Here is a 15,029-nt window from a genome sequence, read left to right as displayed (position 1 = left end):
CTCATAATCGATTGGTCCGCAGTTCAAGTCTGCGAGGGGCCACCACTTTTTTGTGGTAAAGAATTAGAAAGCCTGATGAAGAAATTCATCAGGCTTTTTTTGTGAATAACGACCTACCCTCACATTCCCACATACCATAAAGTGTATTCGCGCTCTCTGTGCTAATTACATTACACTACTGATGAATCAACAATAGTATCTACACTGATTTGTACCTATTAAACAAATACATAACGATACAAGCATCACAATCAACCACCCAATCACGTGCTCATTCAATTCGTTTTATATATGATTCAAGCCATAAACAACAACGTCATATAATAAAAAGGATTCACATCATGCATCAGGGAAGATCCGTATTACTTCCTCTATCGGCGATTCTGTTATTGGCTGGGTGTGGCGGAGGTGGAGGTAGTGATTCATCAGAAGCTTCGAACGTTATTAACAACGCAACTCGCTATTCACTATCGGAACTTGAGAATGCATCAAAAACACTGGCGAACAAAAGCTATGTAGGTCGCACATCCACAGCTAACTTGGAACTGACGTATGCCCAAAAAGCGTTCAATATTAGCTTTGATGACTCATTGCCCGATCTAGCAGCGGTTCTAGTTAGGGAGGCAAAATCCAATGTGGAGAACAATCTTAGCAATGGTCGATACCAATGTGGGTTTAGCGGGTATGTAACATTCAATCAAGGGATCTCGGAGAGTTCATCTGAAGTCGCTTCAATCACATATGAAGCGTGTAAAGCTAACCATTCTTCGTCAGAGATTAATGGTACAACCGTTATATCAGCAAACAACTTCAGTACGCACTCGAACGAATATTCGATCTTTTTTGACAAACTAAGCTCTACTTCTGAACAAGTAACATTCCTTATTTCCGGGATGATATCAAGCACGGGCGATAGCAACCAATCCGGATATAATATCACTCAGTTTGTCACCGTTTCAGTCAATGGAGAGCAATATAAGCTTGAGAGTGAACACCTCTATGCTCCAAACACGACTAACCCAGACTACTCTGCTCGTAGCAATGTGTTTATTGACTCCATTGGGAAACTCTCTCTAGCCTATGAAGGCGATCACTTCTACCCACTCGCCTCGTCAAATGATTCTGTGACAATTTCAGCTGACAAAAATGGATTACTCACCTACTACCGTGGAGCCATTCGATACGCTGAAGATAACAACAAAGATGGAAATTACGAAAAAGGGGTCTGGTTAAGTGATCTTGAAGTGTTTACAACAGGCACACTCAACGAGTATCTATTAGTTGAACTGGACCAATTGACAATACCTCCTTCAGCTAATCCTCCGAAAATGTATGCGTCTTATGTCGATACAACAACGCCTGTTGAGGTTCAGCCAGGCCATTACTCAGATTTAGATACACCAACTGAAGATCTCGTGGTCAGCTATCGCTGGTACATAAACGATAAAATAGTCCCTGACGTAAGCGGCAATGTTTTCCCTGCGTATAAGGCTGTGTTCAAAGATACACTCGAAGTTTCAATGGTGGTTTTTGATGGAAGTAACTATGCCGAATCTAACCGATTAAGTATCAATATAGAAGACGCTCCTGCACAAGCCAAGATAGAAAACTTACCTGACACCGTGAACGCTGGCGACTACATTGAGTTCAATGCTGTTATTTACGATCCTGATCTTCAACATACATCAGGGGTCAGCGCTTCCCTTATCTCCGGACCTGATGGCGTTAGTGTTGGTGAAAATGGCACGATGACTTGGCAAGTCCCTAGTAACCCTCTTTTCCATACTCAGAACTATACCTTTACGTTTTCCTCACCTTCTACCGGAAGCACGGTGTTTTCCGAGCAGGTTGAAGTTCATTCGGCTGATGTGGCGGTGCTGGCACGGTCAGGCATAGAAGTCCCTAAAATCAACCATTCGATGGCTATCGCTGACTTTGACAACGATGGAAAAAACGAAATTCTTTCCACAGATGGCCACAGTCGAGTGTTTTTGCTGAAACATACTGAGAACGGCTATCAGCAATCATGGATGTATCCATATTCATTTGGTCAAGATGAAAGTGTGGTTCAAGTTTTAGGAAGCGATGTTGATAATGATGGCTCCAAAGATATTTTGGTGGTGACATCTCATCACATCTGGTCCATTTCCGATCTCAATGCGTTACCGAAACCATTGCTCACAACCGAAAATGTTATTCAAAGTGCATTCGTGGGTGACATAGATAACGATGACATAGATGAGTTGGTCTATCTCAGCCTAGGAAGCAATCAAACGATTACTGTTGTTGAATATAATAGACCTCTCACACCAACGTTTATTTTTGATGTCCACTCAGTCAAAGATATCGCTTTTGGCAACATTGATACTGATCCTCAATCCGAGCTAGTAACGAATACCGGTCTAGTCTATGACCTATCTACAGGCCTCAATGAGTGGTATTTAGGCATGGGTTTTGGTGATCATTACGTACAAGTCGCTGACATAAACAATGACCACATTGAGGAAATTATTGGTGCCGATCTTTGGGGTAGCATTTATGTCTACTCAGCAACTGACAAGACACAGCTCGCCACGCTAGATCGATTCAATACATGTGACTTAAGTTCGGCCTCTTTCCCTAATGAAAAGAAATCAGCGCTTTTGGTTGGAGACTGTCAGTGGGGAAACGTCACTGCGTTTAGCCTAGAAAACAACTCTCTAGTCGAGCTATGGACAGTTCGGACTCAGGGACACGGGTCCGTATCCCTAATTCCAGGTGATGCCGACAACGATGGCCAACAAGAACTAATCTGGGGTACCGGTATATCAAGCTCTGGAGAAGATAGTCTAATTACTGCTGATATCACTTACTCCTCCATTAGCGTAGATAAAGGATTCACTACTCACCAGTTTGACAGTTTTAGTGCTGCGGGCTGGGCCAACATGCTGCAAAACGACGAAAGGGCTGTATTTTTCGTACCTCGAACAGGAAGTGGCTATAACGGTTCAAAAGTACTAACAATGACACTTGATGGCAAAATTGACGCAAGTGATGAAATCTCTTCAAATTGGGACGGATCGAGGATTGCAGTCACAGCCGACTATAACCAAGATGGCGCGGGAGATATATTTATCCCAACCTCAGAGACTTACGATGGTTCGTTTGGAGTTATGCAATTGCACGACTCAACCATCCAGTATGAAATTACTGGTGATTACGACAATGATATTCATGTAATCAAGGCATTCGATGTCAACGAGGATGGGTATGAAGATGCGGTTTATCTCGACTCAAACACATTGAAAGCGGTCGATATACAGAATCAACGCTTACTCGCTACTTTTACTGCGACGTCTAGAATCAAAGACTTTGACATAGTTAATGTGGATGGCAGTATTTTTATCGCCCTGTTTAACTCGTCATATAGCTTTAATCAAACCTCGCTGCTTGAGTATGAAGGCTCTAGGTTCAAAGTCATATCAAGCAACGAAACTGCATGCCAACGCCTAACCTTTATGAATGCAGATAAAGACAGCAACAAAGAGTTGGCTTGCTATAACGATAACGGGAGAAGCTTACACCTATTCAATGTCTCGAGTACAAACCTTGAAGAAGTGAGCAAAACAACACTGAACTACCAGATCGTCGATATGATTGTGAACCCTATGAGCAACGATCAACAGACTCTCTTAGTTACAATAACGAGTAGTTCAGACCATTACACGTCCGCTAATGATGACTTGGTGATGAAAAGTATTACAAGTGACGGTAACAGTATATGGTCTAGTCCTCCGCTAGTCGGCTCCCCTCAAAGCCACTCTATGCATGCTCGTCGCTCAGTTCACGGTGAACTTGAGGTGTTGCTTGCAACAAACCAAGCAATATATTGGCTAGGTAGAGAAACCGTTCATTAAGGAACTGTTCTTTTCAAACAAATGGGCTAGCTGCGTGTTGGCGGCAGCCCCTTTCTTTACTACTCCAGTTTTGATCACCCAAAACTACCCAAGGAGACAAATCATTACTCAATGAAAACTAATGACTCAATACAAGCCTTCCATCGGGTCCCTTTCTGGGTAACGTTCAAGAATCGATTTCAACTGATGCTGATGACTTCTCAAGGCATCGACACAGCGAGCATCGAGTTTGTTCATGGCGACCATTTTTTCGAGTTCTAATAGCGCATAAGGCACAGAACAGCCTTGCTTGTATGGTTTATGTGTTGTCATCGCATCGAAGATGTTCGCAACACACACGATGCGAGCGCCAAGAGGTATCTCATCGGCTTGTAATTGTCGTGGGTAACCGCCGCCATCTAAGAACTCGTAATGGTAAGAAATCACGTCATGCAACAGTATTGCGCTTGGGTGGTCAACCGCATTTAACTCAGCAATAAGCTGCTCAACAATCTCTTCCCCAAAAATAATATGTTGACGCAATTGGTTCACTTCATCTTCGGTGAGAACCTGCTGCTTGCAGAGTAATTCAGGTGATAGTCGAATTTTGCCAATGTCATGATATTGAGCAAACAGAGTAAGGTGCTCAACAAACTCATCATCCACGTCATAATGATCCGCCAACGCCAGGGCAATCATGTTGGTATAGGCGGCTACCCGTTGCTTATGGCTAAAAGACTCCCTTTGATAAACAGGAGAGCGTGCGATCAATTTACTCAATTTCTCCACTAACAAATGGACGAGTTGGTACTCCGAGAAAATAGCGACTTCTAGCATTTTCAGATAAGGCTTGAGCGCCTTTATGTCGCTCTGAGTAAAAGCGTCAGGGTAGTGAGAATTAAGAAACAAAAATCCGCAAAACCTCTGCTCAGCGAAAATAGGCATCGCCACAGAAGAATGAAATCCCTCCCCCAACAAGGCTCTAACATGCGGAGAAGGATGTAGGTCACTAAGCTCAGATAGATAAGCTTCGGTGCGACTCTCTAGACACGATTTGAGGTAAGGTAAAGAGCTCAGAGGTGCTTCGTAATGCGCCAAACGCAGAGAAAGTGACGAACTATCAGCGTAACTTCTGAGTAAATGATCTCGACTGTCATAAAGGGCGAAGCAGACTTTAGCTAGCTTGGGTTGGTGAACTTTCATTCGCTTTTGGATCTCAGATAATTGATGACTGAGACCACATTGGTATGCCTCTAATGCTCCTATGTTCGTTGTTAACACTTCCATCTCGAATCACACCCTTACATCCTTTTTGATAAGTGTAGATGTGATTAATAAAGTCGTAGCCGGAAACCCCCACTTTAATGACAATTTAAACACTAAATTGATCTGGAGCAGATTCTGATCTTCTGAAGCGCTCTACGACTTATTTTGCACACTCGATGAGGGCAGGTTTACAAGCACGAAAAGGGGCGCAAATTTGCGCCCCATAATGTGTTCAGATTGAAAAACAGTTACCGCGTTAAAAACCTTTCGATTTTTTGATTAGATCGTACGCGTTTTGAATCTCTTGCGCCTTTTCCTTGGCGACATTCATCATCTCTGGTGGCAGACCCTTTGCCATCAATTTATCAGGGTGGTGTTCATTCATCAGTTTTCGATACGCTCGCTTCACTGTTTTGGCATCGGCGCTGCTATCGACACCCAACAGCTTGTAGGCGTCACTAAGTTGGTCTGCACTTGATGTTTGTTGCCAAGCACCACCGGAGTGTTGAGATTGCCCCCCACTTTGACCACCAAATCCGCCACGCTGAAAGCGAAACGCAGCTTCTTGCATCTTCAAGCGCTGCTCAAGCTGATCGGCAGAAAATCCAAGCCCGCGCGCAACCTTGTGGAGCACACTGCGCTCACTAGGGTGAATATCACCATCAGCAAAGGCGGCTGAAATCTGTAACTCTAGGAAAAACTGCATCAAATCAAAACGTCCACCAGCAGAAATTCTGACTCGTTCAAGCACAGTTTCTAGAGGAAAATCACTCTCCTTGCCTTCACGAAACGCTTCCTGAGCGGCTTTTCTCTGAGCGCCGTGCAAATTCATTCTATCCATCATGGCTGTCGCGAGTTGAATCTCTTCACGAGTAACCTGACCTTTGGCCTTCGCAACATGCCCCATGACAGCAAATGCCGCTTTAAAAAATTCCTCTTGTCGTTCTGCTTGGCTAGGTCCATTGCCAAAGCTACTACTAAAGCCAGCCTGTCTTAGTCGGCGTGCTTTATCAAACTGGTGGCCAATGAAGAGTCCGAATAGCGCACCAAATACGCCACCGAATAAAAAGCCAAAAAACGAACCTAAAATTTTGCCGAAAATATGCATTATGTGCTCTCAATCTCTGAATTTTTTCACCGTTCCGCGGTCTGATAGTGCTGTTAGCCACAAATTCCTTTATCATAAGGACCGTTTATTTTACATTCGGTCGTTTATAGATGGCGAACACCAATCCTCCATTTACAGAGGTTCGTCAACGCAGCCTCCGGATATATCAAGTTAAACAGGATAGTAAAACTCGATGCCACGTTCTTCCCGCACCTTGTTAGCCGCTTCAATCAGCGCTGCTCTTTTTGTGCCTCAAACTCAAGCAGAAGCTATGGTAGACGATAGTGTGCAGGAACTGCCCGCTATAGATCAATGTTTGATCAACGCCCCAGAGCCAGAAAACCCAAATCAGCAACCCGTGACTGTTGAAGCTGATCGCCTAGAAGCGATCAATGGCGATAAGGCAACTTATCAAGGCGATGTTGTTGTTGTACAGGGCAACAAGCGTTTTGAAGCCGATCAAGTCACTCTGCACCAAAACGAAAACATCATTGTTGCAGAGGGTAACGTCGAGTTTAGTGACGGAACGGTCAAGTCAACGTCAGACAGAGTGACCAATAGCCTATCGTCGGAAAACATCACGCTTGAAAACACCCAATATAAGTTTCTATGCGAACCGGGCCGTGGCAACGCAGCCTACATCGCTCGCACTGGTAAAGCGGTTTACGAGATAGACGATGGAAGCATTACCTCTTGTCCAGAAGGCGACAACGCTTGGACGATGAAAGCATCGGGCATTGAAGTCGACCAAAATGAAGAAGTGGCCACTTTCTATCATCCGCGTTTCGAAGTGCTGGACGTGCCTGTTTTCTACATGCCTTATCTTACTGTTCCTATCGGTGACACTCGTAAGACCGGTTTTCTTTACCCCACAGCGTCTTATGGTTCGAGTGATGGTCTAGAAGTTGAAGTTCCATTTTATTGGAATATTGCACCGAACTACGATCTTGAGACCACCATCAAGCACATGCAACTGCGCGGCACGCAACTGAACAGCAAATTCAGATATCTCACTATCTTCGGTGAAGGTGAGATAGACGCCGAATATTTGCCTAATGATCGCAAGTTTGACGAGAAAGGTGATCGCTGGGGTTTCCAATATAAACACGAAGGTATCTACGAGCAGGCTTGGAAATTTAACATCGATTACTCACAAGTCAGTGATGTTGACTACTTTACCGATGTTGATTCAAGTATTGGTAGCCGAGAAGATGGCCAACTTGTCCAAGAAGGACAAGTTCAGTACCGCGCAAACAATTGGGATGCAACACTCCTGACACGTGATTTCCAGGTACTGACCGAAAGTGACAACCTGCCTTATCATATTTTGCCGCAGTTGAAACTTAACTACTACGCGCCAGAGTTACTGCGCTATCTAGATTTCGATGTCATTAGCCACATCACACGTTTTGACACAGAGGCCAAAGGCAAGCCTTCTGCAACACGCGTTCATATTGAGCCGGGTCTAACGGTGCCGCTCGGTACAACTTGGGGTTCATGGGTGACAGAAGCGCGCTTACTCAGCACCTACTATCAACAAGACCTCAATGGAGTGGTGGACAGCGAGCTAGAAGAGCAAGTTAATCGAATCATGCCAGAAGTCCGCTCGCTTGCTGGTGTTGTTCTAGAGCGCGATACCGTGGTAATGGACGATTACACTCAAACGCTCGAGCCTCAGATTCAGTATCTGTATATTCCAGAAGTCGAACAAAATAACATCGGCAACTACGATACGACCTTGCTTCAAACCGACTATTACGGCTTGTTCCGTAGCCGAAAATACAGTGGTGTCGATAAAATCCAAGGTGCCAATCAGTTTAGCTACGGTGCGAGCTCGCGTTTTTACGATAGTGACTATAAAGAGCGCCTGAGTGTCTCCTTCGGTCAAATAATCTATCTAGACAGAACCAATCGCCTTGATAGCACTGCAGAAAAACCGTCAAATTATTCTGCGTGGGCGGTTGAAATGGATTTCAACTACGGCGATTACTTGTTCTACCACGGCGGTATTCAGTACGATGTTGACTCAAGCGAAGTTCAGCTAGGAAACAGCACGCTAGAATATCGTTTCGATAAAGGTTACCTACAAGGTAACTATCGTTACGTTACCCGTAGCTACATCGAAAATACCTTAGGAGATAGCCTAGGTGACCTCGATGCAATTACTGAAGACGGCATTTCGCAAGGTGGATTACTGGCCAGTTATCAATTGACTCGTCACTGGGATACCAGCTTGCAGTACTTTTATGATTTTACCACTGAACAAACCATTGAATGGCTAGGCCGAATTAACTACACCTCGGATTGTTGGTATGTAGGTTTCTCATACAGTAATCAGTTGCGTAACTGGAAACCTGATTTCAACAGTTACCCGAATTCAGAGCCTAAGTATGAAAGCAACTTCAGTGTTAACTTCGGCATTATAGGCTTTGGTACCAACCTAGGTGGTGGTTCAGGAAGCAGTGATAACTCATTGGGCTACGGTCGCCCATTCTTCTTAAACAACTAATTTGACCGCTTGCTGTCTAACAAGCAAGCGATGAATGGATAGGACTACAAATGAAATTTTGGAAAAAGTCGTTGTTAGCACTGTTTGCGGCAAGCCAGTTTACCTTGGCATACGCTCAGCCAGTCGCACTTGATAAAATTAATGTCATTGTAAACAGCGGAGTCATTCTTGAGAGTGATATTGACACTTCAATTAAAACTCTAAAGGCTAATGCACGCAAAAATGGTCAAGGCTTACCAGAGCAAGAGGTTCTACGTCAGCAAGTGACAGAGAAGCTGATTATTGACACTCTACAGCAGCAAGAAGCAGAGCGAATCGGTGTGCGTATCGATGACAATCGGCTCAATCAGGCTATCGAAGAGATCGCTAAAAATAACAACCAAACCATTGAGCAGTTGAGCGACTCGATTGCCGCAGAAGGCTTAGAGTACTCTGAATTTCGCGAGCAAGTGCGCAAGGAAATCGCAGCAACAGAGGCACGCAATGCACTGGTTCGTCGACGCATCAATATCTTACCGGCAGAAGTGGATAACTTAGCCAACATCTTAGCCCAAGAGACCAACGCCACTGTTCAGTACAAAATCAGTCATATCCAGCTGCGTGTCAACGATGACGATGATGCATCAGCGCTAGAAAAACAAGCCAAGGATATTGTCGCTAAACTCAAAGAGGGTGCCGACTTCGCAACCATGGCTTACACCTACTCTAAAGGTCCAAAAGCACTTCAAGGTGGTGATTGGGGCTGGATGCGTAAAGAAGAGATGCCAACCATCTTCGCGGACAACATCAACTTAGAAAACAAGGGCAGCGTTATTGGCCCGTTTCGAAGCGGTGTTGGTTTCCATATTCTAAAAATTGATGACGTAAAGGGTCTTGAAACCGTCGCCGTTACAGAAGTGAATGCCCGCCATATTCTGATTCGACCAACCGTTATTCTGAGTGATGAAGGCGTTCAAAAAGAGTTAAATGAAATTATTGAGCGTATCCAGGCTGGTGAAGCGACCTTTGGTGAGTTGGCACGTCAATATAGCCAAGACCCTGGCTCTGCTGCGCAAAATGGTGAGCTAGGCTATCAAACGTCTGATCTTTATGTGCCTGAGTTTAAGCACCAAGTGGATACGCTGCCAGAAGGTCAAATCAGTGAACCTTTCAAAACCGTACATGGCTGGCACATTGTCGAAGTACTTGACCGCCGTCAGGTAGACCGTACCGATTCTGCGATGAAGAACAAAGCTTACCGCATTTTGTTTAACCGTAAGTTCAATGAAGAAGCGAGCGCTTGGCTTCAAGAGCTAAGAGCGAGTGCCTTTGTTGAAATTCTTGAGGACAACGAAGATGACAGTTAAGCGCATCATCGTCACCGCTGGAGAGCCCGCTGGAATCGGCCCCGATCTCGTATTGGCACTGTCTAAAGAGAGTTGGGCCCATCAAATTGTCGTCAGCGCTGACAAGCAGTTGCTCCAGCAGCGAGCGCAGCAACTTGGAATTGACGTCGAACTACTGGATTATCAAATGGGTAGTCCAGCAACCGCTCAACAAGCTGGCTCTCTCATTGTCGATCATATTGCGCTTGATAGCCCAGCGGTTGCCGGGGAACTCAACGAGGCGAACGGACATTATGTATTAAAAACACTGGAAAGAGCCGCTTTGGGCTGTATGAGTGGTGAGTTTGATGCTATTGTCACCGGCCCTGTGCACAAAGGGGTCATCAATCGAGCGGGAGTCGCCTTCAGCGGCCATACTGAATTTTTCGCAGAGAAATCCAATACCCCTTTGGTGGTGATGATGTTAGCCACAGAAGGACTGCGTGTAGCGTTGGTCACAACCCATATACCGCTTGCGTATGTCTCGAAAGCGGTCACCGCAGAGCGCTTGGAAAGCATTATCAACATTCTTCATACTGATTTGGTTGAGAAGTTTGCGATTCCATCGCCTAAGATCTACGTATGTGGCCTAAATCCACATGCTGGTGAAGATGGCTGTCTCGGCAATGAAGAGATAGAGACCATCACACCAACACTTGAAATGCTGCGTCAACGCGATGGCCTTGACTTAATCGGCCCACTTCCGGCAGATACTATCTTCAACGAGAAGTACCTTGAGGAAGCCGATGCAGTGTTAGGGATGTATCACGATCAGGTACTTCCTGTACTAAAATACAAAGGCTTTGGTCGCTCAGTAAACATTACTTTGGGCCTACCTTTTATCAGGACCTCCGTTGATCACGGCACTGCATTAGACTTGGCAGGTTCAGGCAATGCAGACACAGGAAGCTTTAGAACTGCACTCGCTCATGCGATTGAGCTAGTCGAAAAGAAAACCAGTTAACTTGAGAAAATTATGAGAAATGATGTCCACTTAGGGCACAAAGCACGTAAACGCTTTGGTCAAAACTTCCTGAACGATCCTTACATTATTGATGGGATCGTATCTGCGATTAATCCTAGACCTGGGCAGAATCTTGTAGAGATTGGCCCGGGCCTTGGCGCAATCACGGAGCCTGTTGGCCGTGAAGTCGATAAGTTCACGGTTATTGAGCTTGACCGAGATCTAGCCGAACGCTTACGTAACCACCCTGAATTGGCGGATAAACTCACGATTCATGAAGGCGATGCGATGCGCTTTGACTTCACACAACTAGTGAAGCCAAACAACAAGCTACGCATCTTCGGTAACCTTCCTTACAACATCTCCACGCCATTGATGTTCCACTTGTTTGAGTACCATAAAGATGTGCAAGACATGCACTTTATGCTGCAAAAAGAAGTGGTTAACCGCTTAGCGGCAGGGCCTGGTACCAAAGCGTATGGTCGTCTAACCGTGATGGCACAATACTACTGTAAAGTGGTCCCTGTTCTCGAAGTGCCACCGACAGCCTTCGTGCCACCACCAAAAGTGGATTCAGCGGTCGTACGCCTAGTTCCATACGAGGAGTTGCCTTATCCGGCGACAAACCTAAACTGGCTTGATCGCGTCTGTCGTGAAGGCTTTAACCAACGCCGCAAAACAGTCCGTAACTGTTACAAAGGCTTGGTTGATGCGGAAACCTTGGAGAGTTTAGACATCAACCCAGGGATGCGTCCGGAGAACCTCACCTTGAAACAGTTTGTTGACTTGGCGAACTGGTTAGATGCCAATCGCAAGTAGTTTCAGTTAAAATCAAAGGGTGATAAACATTGGTTTATCGCCCTTTTTCGACTTTATAAAGGAGTTTACATGGAAGCAGTCCCTTGTATAAAAGTCCAAGTTCACAGTAAGTACATTCCTGAGCAATCTCAACCAGATGCCAACCGCTACCTCTTCGCCTATATGATCACGATTAAAAACCTAAGCAACCAAACGGTTCAGCTTCAGAGCCGACGCTGGTTGATTACAGATGCGAATGGCAAGCAACTGACCATAGAAGGCGATGGTGTGGTGGGTCAACAGCCTTTTATTCCCAGCAATGATGAGTACACCTACAGCAGCGGTACCGCTATTGAAACACCTGTTGGTGTCATGCAAGGTCAGTACATGATGTTGGATGAAAAAGGCAATCAGTTCATCGCGGAAATTGATCCATTTCGACTCGCGATTCCTAATATTCTCAACTAATCAACGACAGGGGCGATTTTGGCTACATATATTGTTGGCGATATTCAAGGTTGCTTTGACGAGCTACAACTCCTTCTCAAAACCGTAAGCTTCAATCCCAAAAAAGACACCCTATGGTTTGCGGGAGATCTGGTAGCTAGAGGTCCTAAATCTTTAGAGACACTAAGATTTGTACGTAGCCTTGGTGACAGCGCCAAAGTCGTCTTAGGTAATCATGATTTGCACCTTCTCGCGGTTGCTCTGGGCATCCACAAACCCAAAAACAAAGATAAAACAGCGCCAATTTTTGATGCAGAAGACCGAGATGAGTTACTCCATTGGCTAAGAAAACAGCCATTACTTGCTGAGCATCCTGAGTTTGTGATGTGTCACGCGGGTGTCTCGCCACAATGGACACTTGAACAAGCTCGCCAGTACGCGAACGAAGTCGAAGCCTGCCTACGAGGTGATGATTGGACGTGGCTGATCGAAAACATGTACGACAATCAACCTGACTTTTGGCAGGAGACTCTACAAGGTATCGATCGCTACCGTTATATTATCAATGCATTTACGCGCATGCGCTTTTGCCTTCCTGATGGGCGACTGGATATGGGGTGTAAATTGCCACCACGAGAAGTGAGCGGCGATAAGTTTGTTCCTTGGTTTAACCTTAAAGAAAGGATTCCTCTCACCAAGCCCGTCCTGTTTGGTCACTGGGCTGCACTGGAAGGTTATGACGGTAAAGACGTGATCGGTTTAGATACCGGATGTGTTTGGGGTGGCAGTTTAACGATGCTGCGTTGGGAAGATAAAACGTACTTCACACAGGATGCGTTAAAGCGATAAATAAAAACGGTTGATGCGATAACATCAACCGTTTTTATTTTGAAAGGTTAGTCAATTGCTAGCTGTTCTTTTCCAACACGACAAAACGCATGTTATAGGCATTCTTCTCATCTGCGGTAAACGTCTCTGAGTAACACTCTTCGAACTCAGTCCCCCAATCTGGGAACTGTGTATCCCCATCAACACAAGCGTCAATATGGGTCACGTACAACTTATTGGCCAAAGGCAAACAAGCGGCATAAATTGCTCCACCACCAATGATCATGACCTCATCCACATCGCCTGCCGCCTTCAAAGCATCATCAATCGACGTAACCGTAGTCACCCCTTCAATCGTCAGGCTAGCATCTCGGCTAATGACAATGTTCTCGCGACCAGGTAGAGGTCGACCAATCGAGTCATAAGTCTTGCGCCCCATCACAACGGGCTTTCCCATAGTACAGCGCTTAAACCAGGCAAAATCCGCAGGTAAATGCCAAGGCATTTGATTGTCTTTGCCGATAATTCGATCGTTTGCCATGGCAGCGATCATGCTAATGATCATTCACTTACTCCTGAGTTAGACAATGGGTTTACGGCGATAGAATAGCAAGCCAGGCATCGCAAGACCAACTGCTAATCCAGCGATAATAAACATTGCCTTTAAGAAGTTCTCCATCAACATCGCTACTAATTCAGGGCTGTAGCCTCGGTGGTTCAATTCAACTAAAGCGATCATCGCTTTAAAAGCAAATACCCCAGGGACCATTGGAATCAAAGCGGCAACGGTAAATACTTTTGGGTGAGCAAGAAAGCGGTGTGACCAATGAATGCCAACCATACTCACGATCATGGCTGCAAAGAAGGTTGCCCACTCTATCGGAATACCAAAGTGCATCATCAAGTAACGTGAACCATGACCTATTGCTCCGCCTAACGCACAATACATCAGGGCTTTCTGCGGCACGTTGAAAACCAAAGCAAACCCAACAGCGGGGATTGCAGCAAACAACATGTCGTTGAGCAAACCTAACAGCAGTTCTATTGAGATCATGCTACCCACCCCCAAACACCGACTAAGCTCATGGCGGCTACGATTCCTAAACTGGTTGCCAAGGTTAGAAGACTTGCCATAACAAAGCGCGCAATGCCCATATTGATGTAGCCCTTGAGCATATCCGCTACAGAGTTAATCAAAGGGAAACCAGGGACGAGCATCAAAACAGATGATGCCATAACGATCGAAGGGGAGTTTCCGATGTCATAAATCACCGCCTGAGCGGAAACGGCGGTAGTGACAAAAGCGGTCGCGGCAAAGTTCAAAAGTGGATTAAAGTGACGATGACCAATTTCTTGTCGAACAACCATACCCGTAGCAGACGCAATAAACGTCATCACAAACACGGCCCAATCTCCCCCAGCTAGACGACTGAACGCCGCGCACGACAAACCGATCATGAATACCACTAACCAGCGGTTATAACGTTCAGGGCTGATCTGGTTGAGTTTCTTCTGAGCCATTGTTGAGTCAATGATGCCACGCTCTAACATAATACAGATGCGCTGAACTTGAGTTATCGCCCGCATGTTGATCCCTCTGTCAGGACAACGACGAGCGGTCGTGATGCAGTGTTCTTGATAGACAGTCGTTACCACCAAAGAACTGGCAGACAGAGAAACCTCAACTTCATCCATGCCTGATGCCATACCAAAGCGGCGCATCAAGTCACCAACTAATGTACTTTCAGCGCCGTGAGCCAACAGCATTTGCCCTGCTTGGGCGATCATGCGGGAAACGGCGCGTTGCTTAGATGCCATATAACAATCCTACTCCTTTAGAATCCGGCTATTGTCCTCGGAATTGCAACAT

At 45.5% G+C, this 15,029-nt stretch carries 12 protein-coding genes; 7 read left to right on the top strand and 5 right to left on the bottom strand.

The features are described 5' to 3' along the window. Positions 1-341: 341 nt before the first annotated feature. Positions 342-3,896 carry an FG-GAP repeat domain-containing protein gene (locus OH458_RS19635; RefSeq protein WP_269979537.1) on the top strand — a complete coding sequence of 1,185 codons (3,555 nt, stop codon included), beginning with the start codon at positions 342-344 and terminating at the stop codon, positions 3,894-3,896. Between the two features lie 126 nt (positions 3,897-4,022). Here the strand turns inward: OH458_RS19635 and OH458_RS19630 are convergent, their stop codons facing one another. Together OH458_RS19630 and djlA are read right to left on the bottom strand one after the other, a co-directional pair. Beyond that, complete coding sequence (locus OH458_RS19630) at positions 4,023-5,162, bottom strand: HD-GYP domain-containing protein (protein WP_269979536.1); 1,140 nt, start codon at positions 5,160-5,162, stop codon at positions 4,023-4,025. Positions 5,163-5,397: 235 nt separating this feature from the next. After that, positions 5,398-6,249 (bottom strand): co-chaperone DjlA, encoded by an 852-nt coding sequence (djlA, locus tag OH458_RS19625; protein WP_269979535.1) that lies wholly within the window; start codon positions 6,247-6,249, stop codon positions 5,398-5,400. Between the two features lie 193 nt (positions 6,250-6,442). On the opposite strand from djlA, the gene lptD reads away from it, so the two are divergent. The 6 genes from lptD to apaH all read left to right on the top strand — a co-directional run bounded on the left by lptD (position 6,443) and on the right by apaH (position 13,180). After that, the gene (lptD, locus tag OH458_RS19620) at positions 6,443-8,758 is read left to right on the top strand and encodes an LPS assembly protein LptD (RefSeq protein ID WP_269979534.1); all 2,316 of its coding nucleotides are present in this window, start codon (positions 6,443-6,445) and stop codon (positions 8,756-8,758) included. Between the two features lie 50 nt (positions 8,759-8,808). After that, positions 8,809-10,104, top strand: a complete 1,296-nt coding sequence (surA, locus tag OH458_RS19615; protein ID WP_269979533.1) for a peptidylprolyl isomerase SurA — start codon at positions 8,809-8,811, stop codon at positions 10,102-10,104. Next, a complete protein-coding gene (pdxA, locus tag OH458_RS19610; protein WP_269979532.1) occupies positions 10,094-11,086 on the top strand; it encodes a 4-hydroxythreonine-4-phosphate dehydrogenase PdxA in 993 nt (330 codons plus the stop codon). The genes surA and pdxA overlap by 11 nt, the downstream gene beginning before the upstream one ends. A gap of 12 nt (positions 11,087-11,098) precedes the next feature. Then, positions 11,099-11,905 carry a 16S rRNA (adenine(1518)-N(6)/adenine(1519)-N(6))-dimethyltransferase RsmA gene (gene rsmA / locus OH458_RS19605; RefSeq protein ID WP_005476881.1) on the top strand — a complete coding sequence of 269 codons (807 nt, stop codon included), beginning with the start codon at positions 11,099-11,101 and terminating at the stop codon, positions 11,903-11,905. Positions 11,906-11,974: 69 nt separating this feature from the next. Then, positions 11,975-12,352 carry a Co2+/Mg2+ efflux protein ApaG gene (apaG, locus tag OH458_RS19600; RefSeq protein ID WP_005476879.1) on the top strand — a complete coding sequence of 126 codons (378 nt, stop codon included), beginning with the start codon at positions 11,975-11,977 and terminating at the stop codon, positions 12,350-12,352. A gap of 18 nt (positions 12,353-12,370) precedes the next feature. Beyond that, positions 12,371-13,180: a bis(5'-nucleosyl)-tetraphosphatase (symmetrical) ApaH gene (gene apaH / locus OH458_RS19595; RefSeq protein ID WP_269979531.1), complete on the top strand. Its 810-nt coding sequence runs from the start codon at positions 12,371-12,373 to the stop codon at positions 13,178-13,180. 58 nt (positions 13,181-13,238) lie between these two features. On the opposite strand, the gene folA is transcribed toward apaH, so the two are convergent. From folA to OH458_RS19580, 3 genes are read right to left on the bottom strand one after another with little or no spacing between them, the layout of a single operon-like run. Continuing rightward, on the bottom strand, positions 13,239-13,724 hold the full coding sequence (gene folA / locus OH458_RS19590; protein ID WP_269979530.1) for a type 3 dihydrofolate reductase: 486 nt from the start codon (positions 13,722-13,724) through the stop codon (positions 13,239-13,241). Between the two features lie 15 nt (positions 13,725-13,739). Then, positions 13,740-14,213 (bottom strand): threonine/serine exporter family protein, encoded by a 474-nt coding sequence (locus OH458_RS19585; RefSeq protein ID WP_038137715.1) that lies wholly within the window; start codon positions 14,211-14,213, stop codon positions 13,740-13,742. Next, entirely contained in the window at positions 14,210-14,977 is a 768-nt protein-coding gene (locus OH458_RS19580; protein WP_005476874.1) for a threonine/serine exporter family protein, read from the bottom strand. The genes OH458_RS19585 and OH458_RS19580 overlap by 4 nt, the downstream gene beginning before the upstream one ends. Between the last annotated feature and the right edge of the window lie 52 nt (positions 14,978-15,029).

This window comes from Vibrio sp. MarTm2 (genome assembly GCF_027587055.1).
In the GTDB taxonomy this organism is placed as follows: Bacteria; Pseudomonadota; Gammaproteobacteria; order Enterobacterales; family Vibrionaceae; genus Vibrio; species Vibrio sinaloensis_D.
The sequence above is the reverse complement of the archived record's forward strand: the minus strand, read 5'-3'. Positions and strand labels throughout refer to the sequence as shown.